Raw genomic sequence first — 26,658 nt, forward strand, 5'->3', positions numbered from 1 at the left:
ATATACGCGCCGGGAACAATCTCCAGCGCGTACATAATGGTCAATGTCTGCAAGTTCGCGCCGAAACTAGGCGGAGAGGCGCTTGCGGCCCTTCGCGCGACGGCGGGCGAGAACTCTCTGGCCACCGGCCGTCAGCATACGCTTACGGAAGCCGTGGCGCCGCTTGCGAACGATGCGGCTCGGTTGATACGTGCGCTTCACGGAACTCTCCGTCCAAATAGATTTCGCTTCCGCCGCAGTAACGCGCGAAGCGAATAATGTTGCTTTTTCCGATGTTTAGAAAGTCCGCATCGCCTGACAAAAAGCCAAGGCGGGACGCGATTTCTCCGGAATTCGGGTTCTTATAAGTTGGGCACGTGAGCAAGTCAACGCGTTGAAGGGCCTGTCTCGCTAGGTCCGGAGCGCGTGCGGCGAAGGTCAAGTTCGGCTTCGCGCACAACTTCCCCGGGGCCTGCTCTCGATTGTTTCGGCGATCGGCTTTAGCGTCAACCCTATTGATGCCGCGCCGCGTTGCGCAACTTTTACTTGCAACCTTGGAAACCGTTGATGCCGAAGGACAACCCGGAAAGCGGAGCCGACAGCCAGACCATCGAAACCGATTTCTGCATCATCGGCGCGGGATCGGGCGGTTTAGCGCTCGCGGCGGCGGCGGCCGCCTTCGGCCAGCGCGTCGTCCTGATCGAAAAACACAAAATGGGCGGCGACACGCTGAACTACGGAAGCGTGCCGTCGAAGGCTTTGCTGGCTTCGGCAAAGCGCGCCAACGCCATGCGGACAGCGTCGCCATTCGGCATTCGTGGTGTCGAGCCACTGATCGATTTTGCGGGTGTGCGCGAGCACATCAAACGCACGATCGCGAATGCTGCACCCAATGCATCGCCCGAGCGTTTCGCCGGCCTCGGCGTTCGCGTCATCGCAGCGGCGGGCAAGTTCGTCGACAAGTCGACGGTCGTTGCGGGGGACTTTCGCATCACGGCGCGCAGGTTCGTCATTGCGACGGGTTCGGCGCCGGTTATTCCGGCGATATCGGGACTGCAGGATGTCCCGTATTTCACCAACGAAACGATTTTCGAGAATGCGAAGCCGTTACCGCATCTGATCGTGATCGGCGCCGGCGCGACGGGACTTGAACTTGCTCAGGCCTATCGCCGGCTTGGATCGCAGGTGACGGTGCTCGATGCGGCGCAGGCGCTTGGCGACGAAGATCCCGAGCTTGCCGCCGTTCTGCTGACCAAGCTTTCCAGCGAAGGAATCGCAATTCGCGAAGGCGTGCGCATCACGCGCGTATCCGGTGAGCCAGGGCGCGTCATCGTGGAATTCGAGACGGCTCGCGGTGCGGAGCGCGTGGAGGGCAGCGACCTGCTGGTCATCGCCGGGCGAACGGCCAACGTTGCCGCGCTCGGTCTCGAAGCTGCGGGTATCAGGACGAGTGAGGATGGCATCAAAGTAAATGCCGGGCTTCGAACGCGTAACCACCGCGTTTATGCGATCGGCGATGTGATCGGCGGTCCGCTTTCTTCGCACACGGCTGCGGAGCATGCCGAGGTCGTTCTTTGGCGAACGCTCTTTCGCTCGCATGCAAAAGCTGCGGGCCGGGCGTCTCCGCGCGTCGTGTTCACCGAACCGGAATTCGCTCATGTCGGGCTGTCGGAATCGGAAGCGCGGGAGAAGCACGGAAAAATTCACGTCCTGCGCTGGCCCTATCATGAAAATCACCGGGCGCAGGCCGAAGGCACCACGGATGGGCACATCAAGGTCGTGACCTCCAAGCGCGGCGAAATCCTCGGCGCCGGAATCGTCGGCGCGGACGCCGGCGAGCTTATTCAGATGTGGTCGCTCGCCATTTCCCAGGGCTTGAAAATCAAAGCCATGACGCAATGGATTTCGCCCTATCCGACGTTGTCCGAAATTAACAAACGCGCCGCTTTCCGTTACTTTGCAACATCTCCCAGCAACCCTTATGTACGTAAAGTCATCGCTTTGCTGGCGAAGCTCGGCTAATCAACTCGGGTGATGGCAGTTCTCAAATCGGTGCAGCGCGCGATTTCCAACGGTGACGGACAACACGGGAGCGACGAGGCGGGACCGTCGTCGGCCTCCGCCGGACCGTGGCGCGCTTTGAAGCGATTTTGGGAGAGCCGCGGTCTGCCCTCGAAGCTGATCGCGCTGACTGCAGTTTTCGTGCTTGCCGCCGAAGCGCTGATCTTTCTGCCGTCGATTGCGAACTATCGCGTGACGTGGCTGCAGGAGCGCCTGACCGCAGCGCAGCTCGCGGCACTCGCCTCCGATGCGTTTCCGGGCGGACAGATTCCCTCGGCCTTGCGCGCCGATCTTCTTCGAACCGCCGAAGTGCGCGCGATCGCATCGCGCCGGCAGGGCGAGCGCCGCCTAGTGCTTGCTCCGCAAGCCGATATGACGATCGACTATGTTTACTATCTGCAGCGCGAACCTGCCTCGTTCTGGGAAGGGGTCGGGCTCAAATTCCAGCAGATGAAGGATGCGATCACGACCATGTTCGGCGATGGCGGGCGGACCATTCGCGTCGTCGGACACGCCGGACCGGATAACGCCGATCTGATCGAGATCGTCATACCGGAAGCGCCGCTGCGCGCGGCGATGATGCGCTACGGGCTCAATATTCTTTGGCTGTCGATCATCCTGTCGGTGCTGACGGCGGCCGTCGTCTATTTCGCTCTCAGCCGTTTGTTCGTGAAGCCGTTGACGCGCCTGACGAGGAATATGCTGCACTTCGCCGAGAATCCCGAGGATGCGAGCCGCATCATGCCGGAGACGGGACGCCTCGACGAGATCGGCGTCGCCGAACGCGAGCTTGCAAGCATGCAGCGTCAGCTTTCGGGATTGCTGGCGCAGAAGAACAGACTGGCGCAGTTGGGTCTCGCGGTTTCCAAAATCAATCACGACCTGCGCAACATGCTCGCCAATGCGCAGCTCATTTCCGACCGTCTGGTGGATATTCCCGATCCCACCGTGCAACGCTTCGTGCCGAAGCTCATTGCTTCGCTCGATCGCGCCATTCATTTCTGCAATTCATCGCTGCAGTTCGGCGGTGTCTCCGAAGCCGCGCCGCGCCGCGAGCTGATGCCCTTGAAGCCGCTCGTCGAAGAGGTGGCGGACAGTCAGGGTCTGCCCCGCGAGGGCGCCATTGCCTTCGTCGATGACATCGATGCCTCGCTGCTGATCGACGCCGACCATGAGCACCTGTTTCGCGTGCTGAGCAACCTCGTGCGCAACGCGATGCAGGCAATCGAAAGCGTCGAGGGCAAAGCCGACGGCGAGATCCGCGTTGTCGCGCGGCGCGAGGGGCGCAAGGTGATCGTCGACGTGACCGACAATGGCGCAGGCGTTCCGCAGAAGGCGCGCGAAAATCTGTTCAAGGCCTTCCAGGGGTCGACGAAAAAGGGGGGCACGGGCCTTGGGCTGGTGATCGCAGCCGAGCTCGTGCAGGCTCACGGCGGCACGCTGACGTTGGTCGACAGCGCCAAAGGGGCGCGCTTTCGCATCGAGCTGCCGGATCGGACCGGCGATTGACGCAGCCACGGGTGATTCCTGAATTCGTGCCGGGGCGAGGGCCGCGAGAATTTGACCAATCGGGACATGGCGGAGAGGTCTTGCGCTCTCGTTCGCGACCCACTACAGAGGGGGGCTTCGCCGCCCGGTTTTGCCGGGAGCGGGCCGATCGGCCCCGATGCAGCGAAATGCGCCCGTAGCTCAGCTGGATAGAGCACCAGACTACGAATCTGGGGGTCAGAGGTTCGAATCCTTTCGGGCGCGCCATGTTACGTAACGTACTGAAGTCGTTGATATTTATAGACTGTTGCGGTATCGGTATTTTGCCGCGAATTCTTGGCGCTTGGACGCTTTTCGACACGTCTTCGACACGCGTCGGTTCAAAATCTTCAACACCTTTCCCAATTCATTGCCGTCCAGTTGATTGAAGCGCGCGCCTTAGATCGGACTGACGCCAAGTTGCAGGGACTCCTGACCAAGAGAGTTTGCGTAGCGCTCAGGGGCATGCGGGATCGCGACGTGGCGCGATCAAGGTCCGGCCCCGGCATGTCCTATTGTGGCAGCTAGCAAAGTAGCAGGTAGGTCGGAGCCCTTGCTGCCGCGGATGCCAGCGCCATCTCGATCAGGCGGGGCTGACCGGGCGCGCTGGGCCGCCGTAGTCCGACGATTTCTCATAGGTAGATGGCATGGCCGCCCTATGATTTCGCTAATTTCGGCAGCCGCTTCTTTTTTATCTCGATTTCCACGGGACGTCTCTGCTGAGCAGCGCCTTTAGCTTTTGCAGTGACAAAGCCAAGCGGTAGATTGTATCGATCTGGTCTGTCGACAACATGCTTTCCGCCTCTGGTGACGTTTTTTGGAAAGACGCAGTCAATCAATGTTGACTCCTCTATAGTTCGCTTTGCGTGCGCAAATTCAAGCAGATGCTGGCTATGCATTCGTCCAGGCGGGGCAACAATCGTCAGTCTGACGTCGCTGCAATGTTGATGAAGGAATGTAGCCGTAGCCGCTTGGTCAGTATCGGCTGTGATCAAATAAATGCTTTCAACTTGGCCGCCTAACGCGTCGGATACCGCATAGAGAGCGACGTTCACATCGCTCGCTTTCTCTGTTCTTTTTTCATAGCGCTCCGAGCAACGCTGGCATCTCATGGGTGAGTTAGCAAAATGCCCAAGTAAGGTTTCAACGCCGACGCTTTCCAGGGCTTTCTGATAAGCGACATGGCGCTTATACTTGTCCATGTCTCCTTCGCTATCTCTAGCCGAGCACCAATAAATACCGCCGAGGTATTCCGTGTTGTGATCAATTAGTCGAAGCGCAAGTTCTCTTAGGTTCAGCCATTTCAAGTGTGGCTGTCCAAGGTCGTCTAGGGCGTGGTATAAATTGAAGCCGTCGACATAAAAACCGCCTTCAGCTTTCGCTTGGCGGGCATGGCAACCGCAGGTTCCTCGGATGCCGGTAGTACCTTCGAATGTGTAGGTCCAGAAGGATCGTGCCGACTGGGTGCTGGGGACGAACCCCGAGCGTCGATAGCTGATGGTATGGTAAGTTTCGGTCGCTTTGTCAAGGCCCCACCTCCCCGCGCAGCATATTGCGTAAGTTTTACTTGAACGAGGGGGCTTATGCTTAATAGATCATAAACTTATCCACGTTGCCAGTACCCTTGGGCACAATAGCTGGCGGCGACGGCGGGGTGGACCAATCCAGATGCTACGGCCGACTGCTCTGCCCAAAACTACGAATCTGGGGTCAGAGGTTCGAATCCTTTCGGGCGCGCCATTATTTCCAAGAACTCAGATCAACTTCCGGTGGGCGGTATTTGGTATACCTGCTCGTCCCGATGGCTTGGCGCTTTCGGGTTGTCGAGGTCGATCAGTGCCAATAACTTTGGCCGTCGATCGAGCGCGCACGCATAGACCGATGTCAGAAGGAGCCGCCTGTGAAACGTCTAGCTTTGGTTGTTCTCGTGTTGACGTCGATGTCGGGGCTGGCGGCTGCGGACGGCAAGATCGCTGCGACGCTGTACAAGCAGCCGAGCTGCACGTGCTGTGATGCGTATGCGGATTATCTTCGCGAAAACGGTTTCGATGTCACGGTGCATGCACGTGCCGAGATACGGGATGCTCCGCCGCGGTCATCTGTGCGTAAGGAGCTTCAGGGGTGTCACTCGACGTCGATCGACAAGTATGTGATCGAGGGGCATGTCCCCGTTGGCCCGATCAAGCGCCTGCTCGCCGAAAAGCCTGACATCAAGGGCCTGTCGCTTCCGAACATGCCGCAAGGCTCTCCCGGCATGCCGGGGGCTAAGCAAGCGCCATTCGAAATTCTTTCGATCACTGATGAGGCCGGTCCAGCGCCGGTCTACATGAAGGAATGATTAGACGGCTGCGCGCACAGGCTTGCGTTTCCGTCGCTTCAAGCTAACCGCATAAAAATCGACGATTGCGTCTCGATGGCGCATGTGCGTCTCTCTTTATATCGCATTACGATGTATAAAATTGAATTGCGGGCTGCGAACCGCCGATGTTTCCGAAAACTTAAAGCACTGTTTTGCTGATCTGAGCGAAAAGCCGGGAAATTTTTTCAAGCTGCGATCGGCCGGTGGCAAGGATCTGCAGTCGATCGACCGAGCTCAGAATATCTTCGTCGGACATGCGGCCATGTCGGGACGATTTGCAAATCCGCACTTTAAAACGAAAGGGAGATTTCCGATGGTCAAGGCAGGCGCAAGTCCTCTCGTTACGGCTGATTGGGTCAAAGATAATCTGAACAATCCGAACGTCAGGATATTCGAGGTCAGCGTCGATCCCGACGTTTATAAGCGCGCGCATATTCCCGGCGCGGTCAATCTCGATTGGCATGTCGATCTGGTCGATACCGTGAACCGGGATATCGCGTCGCGGGACAAACTTCAGACGTGTCTGCGTAAAGCCGGCGTCACGCCAAATACGACGATCGTGATCTACGGCGATCACAACAATTGGTTCGCGGCGTGGGGTGCATGGATTCTGGAGATCTACGGTCTCGGCGAGAACGTGCGGCTGCTCGATGGAGGCCGAAAGCTCTGGGAGGCGCGTGCGCTTCCGGTCACAGCGGACGTTCCGAGCTTTCTGGAAACGGCGATTGCCTTGCCGGCACGCGACGACCGCTTGCGTGCGCGCCTCGTCGATGTTCTTGCGATTGCTGAGGGGCGGACCGCCGGGCAGCTCATCGATATCAGATCGCCTGACGAATATAGCGGAAAGATTTTCGCGCCGGAGGGTGTGAAGGAGCTTTCGATTCGAGCTGGACATATTCCCGGCGCCGAGAATGTTCCGTGGGGGACGATCGTGAACGACGACGGCACGTTCAAACCCGTCGATGAAATCCGCGCCATCTATGCCGCGAAAGGCGTCGATGGATCGCAACCGGTCGTCACCTATTGCCGGATCGGAGAACGTTCGAGCCATTCGTGGTTCGCGTTGAAGCGCATCCTCGGATACGACGTTCGCAACTACGATGGATCGTGGACGGAATATGGAAATGCCGTCGGCGTTCCGGTGACAAACAAAAGCGGGACGATCTGGCTCGGCAAGTAAACGGGTTAGCATTCCGAGCGTAATTCACCCAGATTGACGCCGAGGTTGCCGGCGGCATAGTCATCTCCTGTTCTTATCGCTGATAGGTAAAAGGGGCGCGATTCGTGGCTTATGCCGACACTCTCATTCATGCCGTCGGCAATACGCCGTTGATCAAGCTTCGGCGCGCCTCGGAAGAAACGGGGTGCACGATCCTCGGCAAAGCCGAGTTCATGAATCCCGCGCAGTCGGTGAAAGACAGAGCGGCGCTGTTCTTGATCGAGGATGCGCTGTCACGCGGTGCGATCAAGCGCGGCGGGTTGATCGTCGAAGGTACGGCCGGCAACACCGGGATCGGTTTGGCGGCGCTCGGCTCGGCGTTCGGATTGCGCACGGTCATCGTGATGCCCGAAACGCAATCGATCGAGAAGAAGGATGCCGTTCGCGCGCTCGGCGCGAAGCTCGTCGAAGTGCCGGCGGTGCCTTACGCAAATCCCAACAACTACGTGCATTATTCGCGACGTCTCGCCGAGGCGCTGGCGAAAACGGAACCCGAAGGCGCGGTCTGGGCGAACCAGTTCGATAACGTCGCCAATCGCGATGGACATGCGCGGACGACGGCGGAAGAAATCTGGCGGCAGACCGACGGCAAAGTCGACGGCTTCGTCGCTGCCGTCGGGACAGGGGGAACGCTGGCGGGAATTGCGCTTGGGCTCAGGGCGCGGAGCAAATCCGTGAAGATCGCTCTTGCGGATCCGCCCGGTGCATCGCTCCATTCCTTCTATGCGCGCGGCGTTCTCGAAGCGCACGGCGGGTCGGTGACGGAAGGCATTGGCCAGGGTCGCATTACGAAAAATCTCGAAGGTTTTGCGCCGGACTTTTCATTCGAGATTCCCGATACGCGGTCGATTCCCCTCGTGCATCAGCTGGTGGTGGACGAGGGGCTCTGTGTCGGCGGGTCCAGCGGCGTGAACATTGCGGGTGCCGTAGCGCTCGCGCGGGAGCTTGGGCCGGGGCATGTCATCGTGACCATGCTCTGCGATTCCGGGACGCGCTATCAATCGAAGCTGTTCAACCCGGCGTTTCTGGCGTCCAAAAATCTGCCGATCCCCGCCTGGCTTGCGCCTGAAAACGCGAGTACGCCGCCGCCGGTGTTCGTATAGGCCGCATGTCGCGTCGATGATGGCCCGCTCGGCCGGCGCGAGGGTGGTTCGTTCCGCTATGGGGCGGAAATTTTGCGATCGGAAACCTCAGCTTGGAATTGGGCCATCCGTATACCGGACCGCAATCATTTGCGCCGACGCTCGCTCGGAATAAATTTTCGGGTATCGCCAGCGGGAGAGCGGCCATGAAAGTCCTCGCGTATGCCGTCATCGCAGCGGCGGCATTGACTGGTTCAGCCATAGCGGGCGAGGGTCCCGGACGCGGACATGGACCTGGCGGTCCTGGCTGGGGATGGAATCCCGGTCTCAACGTATTCGTCGATGTTCCGATGACAGGCGCTGCGACGGCGGGCGCTCAAGATAATCCGCAGCAGGATCGTTGCCGCGAAGCCCGGCACAGCTGCTTCGGGCAATGGGGCGTCGACGAGCCGGGCTATGGGCGCTGCATGCAAAGCCGCGGATGCTGATCTGATTTCTTCGTTCTGATGATCATGCGTCGAAGGCCGGAAGCTGAATGCTTCCGGCCTTCGTTTTTGTTCGGCGGATAAGACGGCTCAGATCACTGATCGGCCTTCTTGCCTGTGATCTCGTTCCATTTCGTGCCAAGCTGCTTCTTCAAATCCTCGACCTTTTTGGAAGCCTCATCGGTCTTTGCCGTGAAGGCTGAGCGCGCCGAGGTGTAATCAGCGTCGGAAAGCTCGAACTCGGTCATGAACGGACAGCCGCCATGGCTGAGCTGAGGCGCGAGATAACGAACGCGGACGGTGTTTTCTGTCGCGCCCGGCCCGACCTTCATGATGACGGAGTCTTTATCCATCCGGCATTTTTCGCCTTTGGCGATTTTCTTCATGTCGATGGTGACGAACTTGCCGTTTTCGTTCAGCAGCGTGACGTCCATCGTGCTCGGAACAAACGCCATCTCGACGTTGCCGCTCGGCTCGGCGTGTGCCGCGAGCGGAACGGCGAACAATGCGAGTGCGATCAGCGTGTTTGTGGATTTCATCTCGGTGGTCCTGGTGGCTGCGTTGAAAACAAAGGAGTGCTTAGTTAGGCACTCGGCGAATTTCTGCAATTGCGTCGTGGCCGGTAGGAAGCGAAATATTGGGATAATCTCGTGACGGCTTCATGCTGTTTGCTCGAGGACGACGACGTTCGCGTGTCAAATTCACAAGGTGGGCGTTCGGTTGCCCCGATGCTGCCCAGATTTGCGAAGTATTACGTGCGCCACATTCGGTTTTTTCCTAGGTCTTCGGCGGTCGCGCCCGGGTGCGCGCGACATGTGCGGCGCTGGGGATACTTCACGAGAAGCTCGTGTCGTGATTTCGAGAACCATCAAATTTGCTGTAAATTGATTGCGGGCACATCTACGGGGACATTCGCCAATGATCGAATGGGCAAACAGAGAGCTGTCAACGCTCGAAGGCCAACTTGCATTCTGGAAGTCGGGCGTGGCTCGGCTGGTGAACGGGCCTTACGAAGACGACACCATTACCCGGTCTGTTATCGACGCGCTTGAAAAGCACGTTGCCGACTGGCGCGATTTGATGGCCCGGCACGACATTCCCGTGCAGCAGAATCTGTCATCGGATAAAGAGCACTGAGTAGCGGAATGCGCTTCGGTATTTGAGTGCGCGCGCCTACGACATAGTAAGAGGCCCAGCGGGGGGAGCTGGACCTCTATCGAAGTGGCGCGCTTGAGGGTTAAAAGCGCGCGTCTTCGAGGACTGGTTCTCGGAGACGAGACGGCGCGAGCGAGAGCTTTAGGGCTTCAATCGCGCCAAGTCAGACAAGCGTGTGCTGTTCAGGATTTCGATCTGGAACGCGCCGCGCAGCCGGATGACCTTCTGGCGTATCAACTCACTGAAGCACTGTTCCAGAGCCGCCATCGAGATGCCGAGATGGAAGGCGATCTCTGCATCCGAGCGTCTGACTTCGATGATGTTGGCTTCGGCTCGCGCGTGGCTGTTCAGGTGCTCGTGATGTTGAAGGAATGCGGCGAGCCTGCCGATATGCGGCGCGAACTTGAGCTGCTGCGGCGGCTCCTTGCTTTTCAGGGGTATCAGCTTGGCGACATTCTGGGGGGTTTGCATCGGTAACTCCTGCTAAGCTTGCGCACGAGGTGCCTGGTATCAAGTTCAAGCATGCGCGCACCAGCTAACTGCGCCCGATACGCTTCGGAAACCATTCAGCGGTGCGGTCTAAGACAAGCAATTTGCCAATTAGGCCGGACGGTCTACCCGGCACGGGCTTTCGGCGTCTCGGCGACGAGGCAGTCAGAGCCTCGAACGGTCAGCATACCGAGATTTAATGCAAACCGGCTTGATATCGGACCCGATTGGGTTTCAGGCTGCCGCCGGTCCTGCGGAAGACGGACACCCGATGCGACGCGTTTCCTTGAAAGTGCTGATCGCGGCCGCGATTTCGGTCGTCTCGCTTCTGCTGACGGCAGCGGTTTCCTACGTCATCGCGCACGATGCCGTGAAGCGTCTGGAACTTCAGATCGGCCGGTCTCTGGCGCTGCTCGCGGATGAAATGCAGGACAAGCTCGACCGTGCGATGTTCGAGCGTCTGCAATCTCTCGAAGACATGACGGAGATTGCGAAGATCCCCTCTAAAACCGAAACGCCGGCTTCCTTACGTGCGGCGCTGGAACGCTTTCAAACGGCATATGCCGACTATTCCTGGATCGGATTTGTGAACAGCGAAGGCCGGATCGAAAGCTCGACCGGCGGCGTGCGCGAAGGCCAGAACGTCAAAGATCAGGAGTGGTATAAAAAGGGTCTCGACGAACCCTACGTCGGAGACGTGAAGGTTGGCGAAAGCGGTCCTGAGAAATCGTCCTCTGGCCGCGTGACCGATTTCATCGACCTTGCTGTTCCCGTGTTCAATGACGATGAAACGCTGGGTGTGCTCGGGGCGACGCTCAGCGCGGACTGGGCCGAAGAGGTCAAGGACACGCTGCTCGGCAGCATGAAGAATTCGATCCATGCCGATGTCATCGTTTTGAACGATAAGAAGCAGATTCTATTCGGTCCAGACGATATCCCCGGCCAAAAGCTGGATCTTCCGAGCATCAACGATGCGCGCGCGGGTGTTGCGAGTTTCGCGGTCGAACAATGGCCGGACGGGCAATCGTACGTCACCGGATTTTCCAAGAGCGACGGCTACCGGTCGTATCCGGGCCTGCATTGGATCGTGCTCATCCGGGAAAGCCAGACGCTGGCGTTCGAGCCGGTCAGAAGCCTGCAGCGGAATATTGTTCTCTGGGGCATCGCGTTTTCGGCGCTCGCGGCCATTCTCGCGTGGATGCTCGCGGGAAAGCTCTCGCGGCCCTTGCTGCAGCTCGCGGATGCGGCGGAAGGCTTGCGCCGCGGGCGTCAGGTCGATTTTCCGGCGGTCGATGGCTACGACGAGGCACGCGTCCTGGCGCAATCGCTCCGCTCGATGGTCGCGGAACTCGGAGCGCAACGGGCTTCTCTCGCAGCGGCAAACCAGACGCTCGAAAGCCAGGTGCGGGAGCGCACGCAACGTCTCGCCGAGCAGAATATCGGGCTCGAGCGCGCCAAAGCCGAGGCCGAGCAGGCGACCGAAGCCAAGTCTCGCTTCCTCGCGGCGGCAAGCCACGATCTCAGGCAACCTCTGTACGCGCTCACGCTGTTCGCAAGAGCGCTGTCGCGGCGTGTGCAGAGCGGCGAAGCGACCACCCTGGTCGCGCAGATGGAAGAAGGCCTGCATGGCCTCAAAGGCATGTTCGATGCGTTGCTCAATGTCTCGCGCCTCGATGCGAAGCTGATCGAGCCGACAAAAGTCGCTGTGTCGGTTGCGGACGTCATCGAGCGCGTGTCGGTCGGCTTCAAGGTCGAGGCCGAACAGAACGGGCTGAAATTCTTGAGCCGTTCCCAGAACTGGACGCTGGAGACCGATCCGGCGCTGCTCGAGACGATCATTCGAAACCTGGTTTCGAACGCGCTGAAGTTCACGCATGAGGGCGGTGTCATTCTGGCTGCGCGGCGCAGGAATGGTCAGCGCATGATCGACGTTTACGATAGCGGTCCAGGCCTGTCGGCGGAGCAACACGAGAAAATCTTCGAAGAGTTTTCTCGCAACGATCAGCGTGCACGCGGCGCCAACGACGGGCTTGGTCTCGGGTTGTCGATCGCGCGGCGCTACGCCGATTTGCTGGGCATGCGGATCGTCGTCTGCTCGCGGTGGCAAAAGGGTTCGCGGTTTACCATCGTTCTCCCGCCGCAACGCGTGATCGAAGCGATGCCGCCAGCTGTCGGTGCGTCCAAGGACGAAGCCGAGATTCACGGCTTCCGTATTCTGGTTCTGGATGACGAGGAACTGATTGTGGCGGCGCTGAGCCGCGATCTTAGAGACCGCGGCAACGTGGTGTATGGTTATCAGCGTGCCGCAGACGCGGAGGCGGCTTTCGCGGATGGCCTCACAATCGACGTTGCGATACTCGATTTCGATTTACGTGATCGAGAAACGGGTCTTGAATTCATTAGCCGGATGTCTCACGAAACCGGCCGTTTTATTCCGGCGCTTGTACTGTCGGGCGGAACGGATTCGGTGACGCTGGCGACGCTTGCTAAATCCGGGAGGCCGTGGTTGACGAAGCCGGCCGATCCGGAGCTGATTGTTGCAACGCTTCATGCGGTCATAAAGGCAGGCAGAGCTGCAGCGCGCCAACCCGCTGCCGAAGAGCATGTTGGTTCCGATTGAAAACGCAGAGTCGCCCCATGATGAATGCCAAACGAGATGCCGTGCTTGTGGCTGACGATCACAGTCTTTATCGCACGGGCCTGAGCTACCTGTTGAAAGACCGGCTGGGGTTCAACACCGTCGTCGAGGCGGCGACCTTCGATGCGGCGCTGGATCGTTTGTCGGAGCTTGATGGGATCGGGCTTGCGCTGTTCGATCTGGCGATGCCGGGCGTTTCCGGTCCTGAAAGTCTTGGAGTCATCAAAGAGACGTACCCGGACGTTCGCGTGGCGATCGTCTCAGGTTCGGAAGAGCGCAGCGATGTCTTAAAAGCCGTCGCGACCGGGCTTGGCGGCTATGTGCCGAAGTCGTTGCAGGATGATGAAATCGTTGCAGCACTGCGGGATATCCTCGATGGGCGTATCTATGTGCCGAGGTTCATGACGTCTCAAGGCTCGACGGTTGCGGCTCGCGTGCTGCCTGAGCCGGCTGAGAAGGCGAGCGCCAGCAGCGCAACTGCCTCGAAGCCGATTTCACCGCGTCAGCGCGATGTCCTCGAATGTGTTCGGCGCGGCCTTTCGAATAAGGAAATCGCGCGCGAACTCGAGATCGCGGAAGGCACGGTGAAGATTCACCTGGCGGCTCTCTTTTCGCATTTCGGCGCCCGAAACCGCACCGAATTGGCGACGCGGCGCTGACTGCGGATCCGCTCGCGCAAGAGCGACCGGCGATCGGGCTCAACGATATCCGAGCTTCTGAACAAGCCAAGCGTGCAGGATATCGGGATCGAACGGTTTGCGAATGACGGGAAACGGTTTGCAATCCGCTACGTAGTCTCCGTGGCCCGTGGTCACGATCGTTGGAATGGGGCGGCCCAAAGTGGATGCAATGGCGAGCGCGTCGACGACGCCGCGCATCTGACCGTCGATCTCGATATCCGTGACGATCGCGGCGATCTGATCCATGCGTACGCCGAGCGTGCGAATGGCTTCGCGAGAGCTTCGGGCGGCAATGCAGGCATAACCCCAGTCGTCGATGAGCATCGTGAGTGCGAGTGACGACCTGTAATCGTCTTCAATGACGGCAACCAGTGGCCGTGACTCCGCGGACAAAGCCAATCGTTTGGTATCGGATGCGAGCGCAGGTCCCATGGTAAGTGGCTCCTGACCTTTCGGGGTGCGTCGTACTGAGGAGACATCTTTATCGACGTGGTTCGCTATTCAGCGGGAGGCCATAGGCCACAAGTCCTAGCCTCCCAGGGCTGACACTTATTGCCCGGGATCGTTCGAATGAATCTGGTTCTGTTAAAGGGGGCGACCGCCGAACTTGTGGCTTGCAGGCGCGTTTGGGCGTGTGTCTATTCGGAGTTCCCCGCCGGCAGGATACATGCAAACCCATGAACAGCTCAGCGACGGTTCACAAGCGCGCCGCGTGGTACAGTCCGCATTCGGTCTGGCGTTCACTCGTCCTGCGGCCGCGCGCCTTCGCCGCCGCGATTGCCGGCTTCGCCGTATTCATGCTCCTGCCAAACTCGTTTCGCGGCCCGGTTCGCGAAGCGATGGCGTGGTGCGCCGGCGGCGGAGTCTATCTCGTCATGGCTTTTCGCGTGATGTCGAGTTGCTCGGGACAAGCGCTGAAGCGGCGAGCGGCACGCCAGGATGACAGCGCCATTGTGATCCTCGTTGTGGTGCTGCTCGCGATTTTCTCAAGCTTTTCCGCGATTTTTGGCATCATCGCCGAAGCTAAGGGCGCCTCGACCGACGGCAAGCTCTTTTTCGTCGGACTTGCCGCAGCGACGATCGTCATATCGTGGCTCGTGACGCAGGTGGTGTTCACGCTGCACTATGCTCACGAGTTCTACGCGCCGCACAGATCGGTCGACAAGGATGCGCCGCAAGCGCTTAATTTTCCTGAAGATAAGGAGCCCGACTATTGGGACTTCTTCTATTTTGCGACCTCGTTCGGAGCGGCGTCGCAGACGTCTGACGTGATGATTAATTCGAAGTCGATGCGAAGGCTGACGACCTTGCATGCCATTGTTTCATTTTTTTTCAACACCATGGTCTTGGCACTGACGATCAACCTCGCAGCCAGTCTTGCGTGATCCGGCTGAAATGGAACCAATTCCAGGCGTCGAGTGTTGCATCCTACTTGGATGAACCGTGCAGTCTGTCGGACAGGTTTAGCGCGCAGGGGCAGTTATACGTACTATGAAGGACAACCCCGTTTCAGAGGGAATTTCCTATCCCAATCAAAGTTCTGACGAGATTGGGGGATGCCGTTTCGAAAACGATCGGCAGCTGCTCGAGGCTATTTTCGAGGCCAGTCCGGAGTGCATTAAAATTGTAGCACCCGATGGACGTCTCATTCAGATGAATCCGTCCGGCATGCGTATGGTCGAAGCCGAGCCCGGCGCCAAGGTCGAAGGGACGATGGTTCTTTCCCTTATCGCGCCGGAGTTTCGTGACGCCTGGCAGGCCAATCACGAGCGTGTCTGCAACGGCGAGAGGCTGATGTGGACGTTCGATATTATCGGGCTCCGCGGAACGCGCCGGCGGATGGAAACGCATGCCGTCCCGATCCGCCTGCTCAATGGGCAGACCGGTCAACTCGCAATTACCCGCGATATCACCGTCCGGCGTGAGAACGAACTGAAAGCCGCGCGGCTTGCGGCGATCGTTGCTTCGTCCGACGATGCGATCGTCAGCAAGACCCTCGACGGCATCATCACAAGCTGGAACGCGGGTGCTGAAAAGATCTTCGGATATACGGCCGACGAAATCATCGGCCAACACATCACGCGCATCATTCCACCCGAACTGCATTTCGAAGAAGAAGAGATTCTCGCGCGCATCCGACGAGGTCTGCACATCGATCATTTCGAGACCGTGCGCCTCGCAAAGGACGGCCGGCGCATCGACGTTTCGGTGACCATATCGCCCATGCGCGATAAGTCCGATAACTTGATCGGCGCCTCCAAAGTCGGCAGGGATATCACCGAACGCAAGAACGCCGAGGGGTTGCAGAAGTTACTCATCGGCGAACTCAATCATCGCGTGAAGAATACGCTGGCGACGGTTCAGTCGATTGCCAATCAAACGGTCCATCGTGCGAAGAGCCCCGGTGATTTCGCAACGAGCTTCGGCGGCAGGCTGCAATCGCTGGCGAAGACCCACAGTCTTCTCACTCAGTCGACGTGGCAGGGCGCAGAGCTTTCAGAGCTCATCCGCGATCAGCTGCCGTTTGGAGATAACGAAGACGAGCGGATTACGTGTTCCGGTCCGCTGGTGATGCTCAATGCGCAAGCTGCGCTGCATTTGAGCCTCGTCCTGCATGAGCTCGCGACGAATGCCATCAAGCACGGTGCGCTCTCCGAGCGGCGCGGGCGACTTTCCATCCGCTGGATGGTTCGCACCGAAACCGAACGTAAGCTCGTCCTGCAGTGGCAGGAACGCGGCGGGCCGACCGTAACAGTTCCGCAGTCACGCGGCTTTGGCACGACCCTCATCGAAAAAAGCCTCGAAGCGCACGGCGGCGTGACGTCAATCCGGTACGAGGCTGATGGTCTTACATGCGATATCATCCTGCCGCTTCCGGATACGGAAACGGGCATCGGCGGTTCGTATCACAGGCCGCTGACCGAGGGGCCCCAGGCCGTGAAAGGACTGAAGTCTTCGCAGCAACTGAATACTGTTGCGGGTAAGCGTATCCTCGTCGTCGACGACGAACCGTTGATTGCGATGGATATGGTTGCGAGCCTGGAAGACGAAGGTTGCGAGATCGTCGGCCCGGCGACCACGCTGCAAAAGGCGTTGACGCTGGTCGAAACCGAGGACATCGACGCCGCGTTGCTGGACGCCAATCTCGCGGGTGATCCCGTTGATGAACTCGCCGCGGTTCTTGTCCGGCGAGGAATTCCGTTCGCGTTCGTCAGCGGCTACGGTCGTGAGGGGCTGCCACAAGCTTATCAGCAGATGGCGCTGATCAGGAAACCGTTCCAACGGCAGCGGCTGATCGACGTCGTTCGTGAGATGGTCGTCCAGGACAATATCGTCGTCCCGTTCCGGAAAACGACGTAGGCGCGTTCGCGGCGGTCAAATCTTTTCGACGAATACGGTGCCTGCGGAATAACCCGCGCCGAAACTGCAGATGAGGCCCCGCTCTCCGGCGGCAAAATCGTTATTCGCAGTATGGAATGCGATGATCGAGCCGGCTGAGGACGTGTTCGCAAACGTATCGAGAATGATGACGTTCTCGTCAGCGCGCGGCTCGCGGCCAAGTACTTTGCGGCCGATCATTTCATTCATATTGATGTTGGCCTGATGCAGCCAAAGGCGCTTCAGGCTACGCGGATCGAGGCCGATGTCGCGCGCGTGCGACAGGATCATGTCCGACACCATCGGAACGACTTCCTTGAAGACCTTGCGTCCTTCCTGAACGAACAGCTTGTCGGGTTTGCCGATCCCTTCGGGTGCCGCGCGGTTGAGAAATCCGAAGTTGTTGCGGATGTTGTTCGAGAATTGCGTCTTGAGACGCGTGCCGAGAATGCGCCATGCACCGGCCGTTTCAGATCCGGATACGACGACGGCGGTTGCAACGTCGCCAAAGATGAAGTGGCTGTCGCGATCTCTAAAGTTCAGGTGCCCGGAGCAGATTTCCGGATTGACCATCAGCACGGCTTTCGTCGAGCCGCTGGCGATGAAATCGGCGGCCGTTTTCAAGCCGAAAGTCGCTGATGAGCAAGCTACGTTCATATCGAACGCGAACCCGCTCAGCCCGAGTGCGTCTTGGACTTCGACGGCCATCGCGGGGTAGGGGCGCTGCATGTTGGATGCCGCGCAGATGACGGCGCCGATGTCGCTTTTGTCTCCGCCCCAACGGCCCAACGCATCGTTGGCGGCGGCGACGGCCATTTCGGCGAGGACCGAAATCTCATCGTTCGGGCGTTCTGGCAGGATTGGCCGCATGACGGCGGGGTCGAGAATGCCCGTCTTGTCCATCACGTGGCGCGATTTGATGCCCGACGCTTTCTCGATGAACTCGGCGGACGAGGGCTGCAGCGGCGCGACGGTTCCGTCGGCGATGGCGGCCGCATTCTCGATGTTGAACGATGCGACGAACGCGTTGAAAGCGTCGACCAGTTCCTGATTGCTGATGCTATGAGGCGGAACGTAAAGCCCGGTTGCGGCAATTACGGGTTGTGGCACGGCGGGTGTTTCCAGGATCCGGCGAGGCCGGTTCAAGCGGCCTCTTGTTTTTGTCGAGCGGCTACATAGCACGCCGACAGCGCACTGTCCCGAGGGTGCAAAGCTTTCGCCACGGTCGCTTGCTGACCTGATCACGGCAGCGGCCGGGCGAGATACTGTTCACAGATGCCGGAGAAATGGGGCGCGGCCGCGCTGCAATTACCGAGCCCTTAAGAGCCCGCAGAGCGCGGCCGCGAGGAGTACCCGGATACGCGATACCTCACTCCAGGTTTCCTGCTACATAAACCGAAATTGGTTGCGATAAAGCAAACGGGAACCCAACGGATGCTTAACGCTGGAAGAAATCCCGCTTCAGCAGCATGCGCATGATCGGCACCGTCACGATGTGTGGAAGAACCTTTAACGCAACGACGAATGCGAGGTTGGAGACGCCCGGCGCGATGACGCGCTGACCGAACATGAAGCCGCGATACGCGCTCTGCGCGACGCGGTCGGCCGTCATCGACGGAACGATCATGCGATAGAGGGAATTTTCCGCGCCCATGTCGTGATGAAATCCGGTTTCGACTGGACCCGGCGCCAATGCCGAGACGCGAACGCCGTGGCCGGCGACTTCGCTGGCGATCGCTTCGGTCAGCGAGAGGACGTAGGCTTTGCTGGCGTAGTAGGCCGCCTGATTGGGACCCGGCACGTAGGCGCCGACGGACGCGACATTCAATACGCCTCCCTGACGGCGCGCGATCATGTCGGGTAGTGCTGCACGTGTGAGCCGCGTCACGCTTTCGACATTCAGCGCAACGAGGCGCGAAATTTCTTGCGGCGTCTGTTCAAGGAATGGTCCGGCGAGGCCCATCGCGGCATTGTTGACCAGCACGTCGAGATACAAATTCGCGTCGGCGAGCGCGGATGAAATGACGTCCGCGGCGTTGGGTTCGGTGACATCGCACAGGATCGAAAGGGGCTCGACGCCGGTTGCAGCCTTCAAATCGGCGACGGCCTCTGTGAGGCTCAGCGAATTGCGCGCCACGATGACGGTGGTGTGGCCTGTTTCGATGAAGCGCTTCGCAAGCGCCAGTCCTATGCCCCGCGATCCACCCGTGACGACAACCGCCGGTTTCAGGTGTGCCACCGCAGTCCGCGCGGCCTGAACGGCATTTTCGTCGACCGGCGCTCGCCACGGCATCAATCGGGAGGTCCAGCGGGCAAAATCGGACGGCATGCGGTCTCCAGAGGGGGCAGGCGAGCCGGACGGAACGTAGGCGGAGGCCCTAGCGGCAGCAAGAGTGGTGCACCTTTAGGCCGAAGGGATCGCGGTGCGGGGCCGGATATTCATTCAGGCCGGGCCGTTCGTGCGCGGTTTTCGGCGGTGTCCAGCCGGCAACCTAATTTCTCCATTCTTTAAAGGCACGGCTTTGCTAAAAGGAGCGCGGCGGGTCAAGGGGTAGGCTGGCTCTCGGCTTTTTCTGGCACGGAAGCAATCGTCGGGTGGGATCAGGTGGATCGCGAGTTGTTCAAGGACCGCATGCGCGGCACGGCGTCCATTTTGCTGCGCCGGGCGACCGCGATTCTGATCGCTATATTCACGGTCATCGTCAGTGCCAGCATGCCGGTCAGCGTCGACGCGGTCGATGATGTCGAAGCCGCGCAACGGCCGCCGTTGAGCGTTCCCATCTTCATATCGTCGCGAGACGACCTTTGCTACGACAACGGTCAAGTGGCCGCCATCAGGCGCCTTGCCGTGCAGGAGCAGCGTCGCATCAACCGCAATGGCGGCGTTGCCGGTCGCCGACTGCAGCTGACGTTCCTCGACGATCAGCGCGACGAAAAGAAAGCGGCGGCCAATATGGGCCTCGCGCTCTCCGATCCCCAAACGCTGGCGATGATCGGCATGTCGAATTCGACGCGCGCGAAGGCTGCATTCGACGCTTCCGGCAAGGATATCAAAAAGACCGGCATTCCTTTCGTTTCCGATATTTCGGTCGCCGCTCTCATCGCCGATTATCCGAACGTCTTCACGACCCGGCCTTCCGAAGATGAAGAGCGCATGCCGGTCATCGCTGAGTTCGTGAAGCAAATGAAGATTGAGCGACCCGCGTTCGTCGGTCTCGACGGGCAGCTGGCGAGCAGCAATTTCGGCGATGCGCTGACGAAGCTGTTCGGGACGGGCGTCATGGCCGCCGATCACCGTTTGCATATGGTCGGCGACGACCTCCTCGATCCGGGCGAACTCGCTTCGACGATTGCCGATCTCAAGAGCAAAAATATCGATATGGTGTTTCTCAGTGTCGGCGGCAGCCGGACAGCCGACGTCCTGAAAAAGTTCAAGGCCGAAGGTCTGACGCCACCGGCTTTCGTCACTGGCCGGCTGACATCGCTCGGACTCGAAGGCGATGCCGCTTATCCCAACGACATCTTCCAGCTCGCTTGGGATGGATTTCCTGACGTTTACAATGATCGGCTGCGCAAGCTTGTCTCGGATTCCCCAGATCCGAGCGCCTGGATTTTCCAGGGCGCGAAGAACAATGCCGCGCCGGGATGGAAAAGCGGCAAATGCAAAGCACGCGACGAAGATGTTCCTCTCAGCGTCGTCGATGAGGACAACATGCGGGCCCTGTCGGCTGGGACGCAGTACGCCGACATGGTCGGGCTTATCGCGGAAGCGGCGCGAGGAAAGGACGCGACGACCAGCCTGCCGGACCTTCGCAGCCTGATCGTTCAACGGCTGCAATCTGCCTATGGGCTGGGGCGCGGGACGTTCCAGGGTCGGTTCGATAACTGGTCGTTCCAGCAAGCGTCGCGCGCCGCGGCGCGAACGCCGATGATCCTCATGCTGCCGCGCGGTCTCGGGCACGCACAGCTTGCACCGTTGCAATTCGTGCATCTGCGCAACAACAGCATGCAGCGGATCGATACGCTCTACGCCGATATCGATCTCATTCGGGCCGAGCACATCAACGACAACGAGAAGACGTTTCTCGCCGACTTCTATCTGTCGATGAACGATCGCGGCGGCGCGTCGATCGAGCAGATCGAATTCTCGAACGCGTATCTGGAGCCGGGATCAAACGACCGGCAGATCACCGTCCGGCCGATTCATGACGGCGGCAAAAGCGAAGCATTCCCGGATCACATGAAGATCTATCGTGTGTCCGGTAAGTTCCTGTTCGAGCCGCAGCTGCTCGACTATCCCTTCGACACCCAGAGATTTTCGATCGATATCCAGCCCAAGAACAGCAATGCGCCGTTCATCGTGCAACCGCCGCCGGACAATTTGCGCGACAGGCTCGTCAACGTCGATGGCTGGCTGCCGAAGGATCAGTACGTCGGATACGACGAAGACTTCGTGCGTACCGTCGATGCGCAGACGCTCCAGCCGAGTGTCGTGCCGTTCTACAAAGCGAATTTCGTCTGGCTGATGAAGCGGCAGACAACAGATTATTTCCTGCGCGTTGTCGTGCCGCTCGGCTTCATCCTGATGATCGCCTATCTGTCGATCTTCATCTCGACCCATCATTTCGAGGCGATTGTCACGATCCAGGTGACGGCGCTGCTCTCCGCAGTGGCGCTCTATCTGGCGCTGCCGAAGCTCGATGCCAACGTCGAGACGCTGTCGGACCGGATGTTCCTATTCAGCTATCTGATGCTGAGTATCATCATCGCCATTACGATCGCGCGCGTGAACAAATGGATCGAGCCGGTTGGCTGGCTGCGGAAATCCCTGAGCTTCCTGCACATCGCCGGGGTGCCGCTCGCCACGGCGGCGCTTGCGTTCTACGTTTACGAGTTGAGCCTGCGCTAGCTTTCGGAGGCTGCCTGTCCGGCGACGCGCGCATGACATCCATGATGCCAGCGCGGAGTTAACTGAATTTAACGACTGCTCTTCGTCATCGTAATTGGTTATGCAGCATGGCGATGCGAGCGGCTCCTATAGGAGCCGCTCCTCGCCGGCGATTTTGTCGCTGGCAAATTGCGGCGGGACTGAGACGGATCGAGGCTTGCCGGCCGTTAAGCGGCGAGGGCTCCGTGGTTGAATGACCTTCGAGCGGGCGGAGAAATTTTAACTCATGGCTGCACTTGTACGCATCGCGCTCCGGTTGCCGTACACGTTCATCGTTCTCGCGCTTCTGATTTTGATCGCCGGTGGGCTGGCCGCGATCAGGACGCCGGTCGATATTTTCCCGGAAATTCGCATTCCCGTCATTGCCACGGTTTGGCAATACAAGGGCCTGCCGCCGGATGACATGGCGGGGCGGATGGTGACGCCGTTCCAGCGTGCGTTGACGACGACCGTCAACGACATCGAACATATCGAAGCCAATTCCTATAGTGGCATCGGCGTCGTCAAAATTTTCTTTCATCCGAAGGTCAACATCAGTGTCGCCAATGCGCAGGTGACCGCCATTGCGCAAACGATGTTGAGGCAATTGCCGCCCGGATCGACCGCGCCTCTTATTCTCAACTACAGTGCATCGACCGTACCCATTCTGCAGCTTGCGCTCGCTGGCGAAGGTTTGAACGAGCAAAACCTGGCCGACCTCGGAATGAACCAGGTCCGCATCCGGCTGGTCACCGTTCCCGGCGCGGCCATTCCCTATCCGTACGGCGGCAAGCAGAGACAGATCCAAATCGACCTCGATACGGCCGCGCTGCATGCCAAAGGCCTCTCGGCGCAAGATGTGGCGAGCGCCTTCGACGCGCAAAATCTGATCAATCCGGTCGGTACGCAAAAGATCGGCGCGACCGAATACACGATGCAACTGAACAGCGCTCCGTCAGACCTCGCGGCGCTGGGCGACCTGCCGATCAAGGCGGTCAATGGTGGCATGGTCTACGTCAAGGACGTCGCGCGCGTGCGCGACGGCAGCCCGCCACAGCAGAATGTCGTGCATGTGAACGGTGCGCGCTCGGTGCTTCTTTCGGTACTGAAGAGCGGCGCAATCTCGACGCCTGAAATCATTCAAGGCATCAAGGACAAGGTCCAGGAAATCAAGCCGGGTCTGCCGGATGCTTTGACGATTTCGTACCTCGGCGATCAGTCGCTATTCGTGCGCGGCGCGGTGAATAACGTCATCCACGAAGGCGTTCTAGCGGCGGCGCTGACGAGCTTGATGATCCTGTTATTCCTTGGAAGCATCAGGTCTACGATCATCATCGCGACATCGATCCCGCTTGCCGTGCTGGCATCGATTGCGACGCTGTCGGCGCTCGGCGAGACGCTCAATATCATGACGCTGGGCGGGTTGGCGCTTGCCGTGGGTATTCTCGTCGATGAAGCAACGGTGACGATCGAGAACATCAATTATCATCTGGAGCAGGGCAAGGACGTCGAAACGGCGATCCTCGACGGCGCCGATCAGATTGCGACGCCTGCGTTCGTGTCGATGCTCTGCATCTGCATCGTTTTCGTGCCGATGTTTTTCCTGGAAGGCGTTGCGAGGTTTCTGTTCGTGCCGATGGCGGAGGCCGTCGTATTCGCGATGGTCGCGTCATTCATCCTGTCGCGAACGCTCGTGCCGACAATGGCGAAGTTTCTGTTGAAGCCGCATGACCCGAATGCGCACGACACGCCGACCCGTAACCCGTTCATGCGTTTCCAGCGTAAGTTCGAGCATGGCTTCGAAGCTTTGCGTTTGAGCTATCGCGGTCTTCTCGATCGGGCACTGTCGCAACGCGCGCTGTTTCTTTTGTTCTCGTTCGGCTTCATCGGACTGTCGTTCTATCTGGTCCCGTATCTGGGGCGGAATTTCTTCCCGGCCGTCGATTCGGGGCAAATCCTGATACATGCGCGGCTCGAAGTCGGAACCCGCGTCGAAGAGAGTTCACGCAAGTTCGCGGAAATCCAGGACGTCATTCGCGCGATCATTCCGGCGGAAGAGCTCGATGCGATCGTCGACAATATCGGCATGCCGATCAGCGGCATCAACGTCTCCTATAACAACACCGGCATGATCGGCTCGCAGGACGGAGACATCCAGATCGCGCTCAAGGAGGGGCATCGGCCGACGGCGGAGTACGTCAGTCTTTTGCGCGATGAGCTTCCGCAGCGTTTTCCGGGAACGACTTTTTCATTCCTGCCTGCGGATATCGTCAGCCAAATCCTGAACTTCGGCGCACCGACGCCGATCGATCTGCAAATTCGCGGTGCGAACCTCACCGAAAACTTCAATTACGCGAACAAACTTCTCCGAAAGATCCGGATGGTTCCCGGTGTCGCCGATGCGCGCATACAGCAATCGCGCGACAATCCGGGGTTCAAAATAGACGTCGACCGGTCGCGCGCGAAATACGTCGGCGTCACTGCGCGCGACGTCACGAGCAGTCTTGGCACGAGCCTTTCCGGTTCAGGGCAGGTTTCGCCCGTCTTCTGGCTGAACCCAAGAAACGGTGTGTCGTATCCGATCGTCATGCAGACGCCGCAGTATTCGCTGGACAGTCTGGCATCGCTCCAGAATTTGCCGATCACGGCCGCGGATGCGACGGCGCCGCAGGTTCTCGGCAGTGTCATCAATCTTGGTCGCAAGACGTCCAATGCAGTCGTCTCGCAATATGACATCCAGTCGATGGTGCAAATTCTGACGACCACCGAGGGACGCGACCTCGGCGCTGTTGCAGCCGATATTCAAAAGATCGTGGACGAAGCCAAAGCAGATCTGCCGAAGGGAGCGACTGCGGTTCTGCTGGGTCAGGTCCGAACGATGAACAGCGCTTACTCGGGGATGCTGTTCGGACTTCTCGGTGCGATCGTGCTTATATACCTGCTGATCGTCGTCAACTTCCAATCGTGGACGGATCCGCTGGTCATCATCATGGCTCTTCCGGCTGCGCTTGCCGGCATCATCTGGATGCTCTTCACGACGGGTACGACGCTGTCGGTTCCGGCGTTGACCGGCGCGATCATGTGCATGGGCGTGGCGACGGCGAACGCGGTTCTGGTCGTCAGCTTCGCGCGCGAGCGGCTTGCCGAGCATGGCGACCCGATCGTGGCAGCGCTCGAGTCCGGCTATGTGCGTATCCGGCCGGTTCTGATGACGGCGCTGGCGATGATCATCGGCATGGCGCCGATGGCCCTTGGTCTCGGCGAAGGCGGCGAGCAGAACGCGCCGCTCGGCCGCGCTGTCATCGGCGGTCTCGTTTTTGCGACCGCCGCGACCCTGTTTGTTGTTCCCCTTGTTTTCAGTTTGATGCACCGGCGCAAGGCAACCGCCGCGCCGACCGATTTTATTCCGGGAGAATTCAATGCCGCCTGAGTTGCCCAAGGAAACACGGGCGCGCTCGCGCTGGAAGATGCCGATGGCTGCGCTGGTGTTCATCGGTGCGACGTCGTTCATCGGATTTACCGGCATTCAATGCAGGGAGCAGACGCTGGCCGGCCTCCGGGTCAAATCGGCCGAGCGATCGGTGCCGACGGTGGCGGTCGCGACGCCCAGCGTGCAGAAGAGCGTCGGCGTTATCGAACTTCCTGGACGGCTTGACGCCTATTCGCAGGCTGCGATTTTTGCACGCGTGAGCGGTTACGTCGCGAGCCGGAAGGCGGACATCGGCACGCGCGTCAAGGCCGGCGATCTCCTCGCCGAGATCGACGCTCCGGATCTCGATCAACAGCTGTTTCAAGCGCAGTCCGAACTCAACAACGCCAAAGCGACTGCAGCTTTGGCGAAGGTCACGAACGAACGCTATCAGGCGCTGCTGCCTAAAGATTACGTGACGCGGCAGGGCGCAGACGAGAAGGCTGCCGATTTCGAAGCGAAGACGGCGCTCGTCACGTCGGCGCAGGCCAACGTCGATCGTCTGAAGGCGCTGTCGGAATACAAGCGCATCGTGGCGCCGTTCGAGGGCATCGTGACGGTGCGCAACACCGACGTCGGCAATCTCATCAATACGGGAAGCTCCACGGGCTCGGAGATGTTTGTCGTCGCGGACATTCACAAGCTCCGGCTTTATGTGAACGTGCCTCAGTCTTACGTACCGATGGTCACGAACGGAACGACGGCGGTGCTGACCGTGCCTGAGCGTCCCGGCAAATCGTATGAAGCCAAGGTCGAAGCGTCCGCTGGCGCCGTCGATGTTGCTTCGGGGACGACGCGCATGCAGCTTGTCGTCGACAACGCCGCCGGGGAGCTGATGCCGGGCGCATATGCGAACGTGCGGTTGAAGGTCGGCGATCAAAAGGATGTTCTGGTCGTTCCGGCGAGTGCCGTCATTTTTGATAAGGACGGCCTGCGCGTCGCGATCCTCAATTCCGAGGACCGGGTCGTCATGAAGCCGATCACGATCGGGCGTGATCTTGGCAGCAAAGTCGAGATCGCATCCGGACTGGCGCCGGAGGATCGCGTGATCGAAAGTGCGCCCGACGACATCGTCGACGGCGACAAGGTCAACGTCAAGGAGCAGCCGACGCCTGCGACGGCACCGTCATCATCGACGAACGCGGTGCATCCAAACAACAAAGGCTGACGTCTTTTCTTTTCTCGGAACGCCGGGGCTGTGCCCGCGTTT

21 protein-coding genes and 1 tRNA gene are annotated in these 26,658 nt (G+C 59.4%); 15 read left to right on the forward strand and 7 right to left on the reverse strand.

Translation table 11 applies throughout. The annotated features are described in order from the left end of the window. Window positions 1-66: 66 nt before the first annotated feature. Window positions 67-201 (reverse strand): 50S ribosomal protein L34, encoded by a 135-nt coding sequence (gene rpmH, locus HDEN_RS18070; protein WP_081446250.1) that lies wholly within the window; start codon window positions 199-201, stop codon window positions 67-69. Between the two features lie 345 nt (window positions 202-546). Here rpmH and HDEN_RS16945 point away from each other — a divergent pair, with 345 nt between their 5' ends. From HDEN_RS16945 to HDEN_RS16955, 3 genes are all read left to right on the forward strand, one after another. After that, a complete protein-coding gene (locus HDEN_RS16945; protein ID WP_013217376.1) occupies window positions 547-2,001 on the forward strand; it encodes a dihydrolipoyl dehydrogenase family protein in 1,455 nt (484 codons plus the stop codon). A gap of 12 nt (window positions 2,002-2,013) precedes the next feature. Continuing rightward, the gene (locus HDEN_RS16950) at window positions 2,014-3,549 is read left to right on the forward strand and encodes a sensor histidine kinase (protein WP_013217377.1); all 1,536 of its coding nucleotides are present in this window, start codon (window positions 2,014-2,016) and stop codon (window positions 3,547-3,549) included. Between the two features lie 169 nt (window positions 3,550-3,718). Next, a tRNA-Arg gene (locus HDEN_RS16955) sits at window positions 3,719-3,795 on the forward strand. A 428-nt stretch (window positions 3,796-4,223) separates the two neighbouring features. Here the strand turns inward: HDEN_RS16955 and HDEN_RS16960 are convergent. Beyond that, window positions 4,224-4,769, reverse strand: a complete 546-nt coding sequence (locus HDEN_RS16960) for a PIN domain-containing protein (RefSeq protein ID WP_049775356.1) — start codon at window positions 4,767-4,769, stop codon at window positions 4,224-4,226. Between the two features lie 698 nt (window positions 4,770-5,467). Here HDEN_RS16960 and HDEN_RS16965 point away from each other — a divergent pair. From HDEN_RS16965 to HDEN_RS16980, 4 genes are all read left to right on the forward strand, one after another. Next, the gene (locus HDEN_RS16965; RefSeq protein WP_013217378.1) at window positions 5,468-5,905 is read left to right on the forward strand and encodes a DUF411 domain-containing protein; all 438 of its coding nucleotides are present in this window, start codon (window positions 5,468-5,470) and stop codon (window positions 5,903-5,905) included. A 334-nt stretch (window positions 5,906-6,239) separates the two neighbouring features. Next, window positions 6,240-7,106, forward strand: coding sequence for a sulfurtransferase (locus tag HDEN_RS16970; RefSeq protein ID WP_013217379.1), 867 nt, complete (start codon window positions 6,240-6,242; stop codon window positions 7,104-7,106). Between the two features lie 104 nt (window positions 7,107-7,210). Then, entirely contained in the window at window positions 7,211-8,248 is a 1,038-nt protein-coding gene (locus HDEN_RS16975) for a cysteine synthase A (RefSeq protein ID WP_013217380.1), read from the forward strand. Window positions 8,249-8,433: 185 nt separating this feature from the next. Beyond that, window positions 8,434-8,715 carry a hypothetical protein gene (locus tag HDEN_RS16980; RefSeq protein WP_013217381.1) on the forward strand — a complete coding sequence of 94 codons (282 nt, stop codon included), beginning with the start codon at window positions 8,434-8,436 and terminating at the stop codon, window positions 8,713-8,715. 92 nt (window positions 8,716-8,807) lie between these two features. On the opposite strand, the gene HDEN_RS16985 is transcribed toward HDEN_RS16980, so the two are convergent. After that, window positions 8,808-9,251: a hypothetical protein gene (locus HDEN_RS16985; protein WP_013217382.1), complete on the reverse strand. Its 444-nt coding sequence runs from the start codon at window positions 9,249-9,251 to the stop codon at window positions 8,808-8,810. 379 nt (window positions 9,252-9,630) lie between these two features. Here HDEN_RS16985 and HDEN_RS16990 point away from each other — a divergent pair, with 379 nt between their 5' ends. Next, complete coding sequence (locus HDEN_RS16990; RefSeq protein ID WP_013217383.1) at window positions 9,631-9,849, forward strand: hypothetical protein; 219 nt, start codon at window positions 9,631-9,633, stop codon at window positions 9,847-9,849. A gap of 159 nt (window positions 9,850-10,008) precedes the next feature. Here the strand turns inward: HDEN_RS16990 and HDEN_RS16995 are convergent, their stop codons facing one another. Next, the gene (locus tag HDEN_RS16995) at window positions 10,009-10,338 is read right to left on the reverse strand and encodes a helix-turn-helix domain-containing protein (protein ID WP_041921711.1); all 330 of its coding nucleotides are present in this window, start codon (window positions 10,336-10,338) and stop codon (window positions 10,009-10,011) included. A 289-nt stretch (window positions 10,339-10,627) separates the two neighbouring features. On the opposite strand from HDEN_RS16995, the gene HDEN_RS17000 reads away from it, so the two are divergent. Beyond that, complete coding sequence (locus tag HDEN_RS17000) at window positions 10,628-12,976, forward strand: hybrid sensor histidine kinase/response regulator (RefSeq protein WP_041922126.1); 2,349 nt, start codon at window positions 10,628-10,630, stop codon at window positions 12,974-12,976. Between the two features lie 17 nt (window positions 12,977-12,993). Next, complete coding sequence (locus HDEN_RS17005) at window positions 12,994-13,653, forward strand: response regulator (RefSeq protein ID WP_013217385.1); 660 nt, start codon at window positions 12,994-12,996, stop codon at window positions 13,651-13,653. Window positions 13,654-13,692: 39 nt separating this feature from the next. Here the strand turns inward: HDEN_RS17005 and HDEN_RS17010 are convergent, their stop codons facing one another. Further along, window positions 13,693-14,106, reverse strand: coding sequence for a response regulator (locus HDEN_RS17010; protein WP_013217386.1), 414 nt, complete (start codon window positions 14,104-14,106; stop codon window positions 13,693-13,695). Window positions 14,107-14,351: 245 nt separating this feature from the next. Here HDEN_RS17010 and HDEN_RS17015 point away from each other — a divergent pair, with 245 nt between their 5' ends. Both HDEN_RS17015 and HDEN_RS17020 read left to right on the forward strand, forming a co-directional pair. After that, complete coding sequence (locus HDEN_RS17015; protein ID WP_013217387.1) at window positions 14,352-15,059, forward strand: DUF1345 domain-containing protein; 708 nt, start codon at window positions 14,352-14,354, stop codon at window positions 15,057-15,059. A 106-nt stretch (window positions 15,060-15,165) separates the two neighbouring features. After that, on the forward strand, window positions 15,166-17,034 hold the full coding sequence (locus HDEN_RS17020) for a PAS domain S-box protein (RefSeq protein WP_013217388.1): 1,869 nt from the start codon (window positions 15,166-15,168) through the stop codon (window positions 17,032-17,034). A gap of 15 nt (window positions 17,035-17,049) precedes the next feature. Here the strand turns inward: HDEN_RS17020 and HDEN_RS17025 are convergent, their stop codons facing one another. Both HDEN_RS17025 and HDEN_RS17030 read right to left on the reverse strand, forming a co-directional pair. Further along, a complete protein-coding gene (locus HDEN_RS17025) occupies window positions 17,050-18,162 on the reverse strand; it encodes a beta-ketoacyl-ACP synthase III (RefSeq protein WP_013217389.1) in 1,113 nt (370 codons plus the stop codon). Window positions 18,163-18,490: 328 nt separating this feature from the next. Further along, window positions 18,491-19,381 (reverse strand): SDR family NAD(P)-dependent oxidoreductase, encoded by an 891-nt coding sequence (locus HDEN_RS17030; protein ID WP_041921713.1) that lies wholly within the window; start codon window positions 19,379-19,381, stop codon window positions 18,491-18,493. 276 nt (window positions 19,382-19,657) lie between these two features. On the opposite strand from HDEN_RS17030, the gene HDEN_RS17035 reads away from it, so the two are divergent. The 3 genes from HDEN_RS17035 (at window position 19,658) to HDEN_RS17045 (ending at window position 26,616) form a co-directional block, all read left to right on the forward strand. Beyond that, window positions 19,658-21,961, forward strand: a complete 2,304-nt coding sequence (locus HDEN_RS17035) for an ABC transporter substrate-binding protein (protein WP_013217391.1) — start codon at window positions 19,658-19,660, stop codon at window positions 21,959-21,961. 265 nt (window positions 21,962-22,226) lie between these two features. After that, window positions 22,227-25,409 carry an efflux RND transporter permease subunit gene (locus HDEN_RS17040; RefSeq protein WP_013217392.1) on the forward strand — a complete coding sequence of 1,061 codons (3,183 nt, stop codon included), beginning with the start codon at window positions 22,227-22,229 and terminating at the stop codon, window positions 25,407-25,409. Beyond that, window positions 25,399-26,616: an efflux RND transporter periplasmic adaptor subunit gene (locus tag HDEN_RS17045; RefSeq protein ID WP_013217393.1), complete on the forward strand. Its 1,218-nt coding sequence runs from the start codon at window positions 25,399-25,401 to the stop codon at window positions 26,614-26,616. Before HDEN_RS17040 ends, HDEN_RS17045 begins: the two co-directional genes overlap by 11 nt. Window positions 26,617-26,658 lie beyond the last annotated feature (42 nt).

Source organism: Hyphomicrobium denitrificans ATCC 51888, assembly GCF_000143145.1.
In the GTDB taxonomy this organism is placed as follows: domain Bacteria; phylum Pseudomonadota; class Alphaproteobacteria; order Rhizobiales; family Hyphomicrobiaceae; genus Hyphomicrobium_B; species Hyphomicrobium_B denitrificans.

Bases quoted from the DNA above. Each gene is read 5' to 3' on its own strand.
- HDEN_RS16945 (WP_013217376.1), top strand. From the start codon at position 547: ATGCCGAAGGACAACCCGGAAAGCGGAGCCGACAGCCAGACCATCGAA.
- HDEN_RS16950 (WP_013217377.1), top strand. From the start codon at position 2,014: ATGGCAGTTCTCAAATCGGTGCAGCGCGCGATTTCCAACGGTGACGGA.
- HDEN_RS16960 (WP_049775356.1), bottom strand. From the start codon at position 4,769: ATGGACAAGTATAAGCGCCATGTCGCTTATCAGAAAGCCCTGGAAAGC.
- HDEN_RS16970 (WP_013217379.1), top strand. From the start codon at position 6,240: ATGGTCAAGGCAGGCGCAAGTCCTCTCGTTACGGCTGATTGGGTCAAA.
- HDEN_RS16980 (WP_013217381.1), top strand. From the start codon at position 8,434: ATGAAAGTCCTCGCGTATGCCGTCATCGCAGCGGCGGCATTGACTGGT.
- HDEN_RS16985 (WP_013217382.1), bottom strand. From the start codon at position 9,251: ATGAAATCCACAAACACGCTGATCGCACTCGCATTGTTCGCCGTTCCG.
- HDEN_RS16990 (WP_013217383.1), top strand. From the start codon at position 9,631: ATGATCGAATGGGCAAACAGAGAGCTGTCAACGCTCGAAGGCCAACTT.
- HDEN_RS16995 (WP_041921711.1), bottom strand. From the start codon at position 10,338: ATGCAAACCCCCCAGAATGTCGCCAAGCTGATACCCCTGAAAAGCAAG.
- HDEN_RS17000 (WP_041922126.1), top strand. From the start codon at position 10,628: ATGCGACGCGTTTCCTTGAAAGTGCTGATCGCGGCCGCGATTTCGGTC.
- HDEN_RS17005 (WP_013217385.1), top strand. From the start codon at position 12,994: ATGATGAATGCCAAACGAGATGCCGTGCTTGTGGCTGACGATCACAGT.
- HDEN_RS17010 (WP_013217386.1), bottom strand. From the start codon at position 14,106: ATGGGACCTGCGCTCGCATCCGATACCAAACGATTGGCTTTGTCCGCG.
- HDEN_RS17015 (WP_013217387.1), top strand. From the start codon at position 14,352: ATGAACAGCTCAGCGACGGTTCACAAGCGCGCCGCGTGGTACAGTCCG.
- HDEN_RS17020 (WP_013217388.1), top strand. From the start codon at position 15,166: ATGAAGGACAACCCCGTTTCAGAGGGAATTTCCTATCCCAATCAAAGT.
- HDEN_RS17030 (WP_041921713.1), bottom strand. From the start codon at position 19,381: ATGCCGTCCGATTTTGCCCGCTGGACCTCCCGATTGATGCCGTGGCGA.
- HDEN_RS17040 (WP_013217392.1), top strand. From the start codon at position 22,227: ATGGCTGCACTTGTACGCATCGCGCTCCGGTTGCCGTACACGTTCATC.
- HDEN_RS17045 (WP_013217393.1), top strand. From the start codon at position 25,399: ATGCCGCCTGAGTTGCCCAAGGAAACACGGGCGCGCTCGCGCTGGAAG.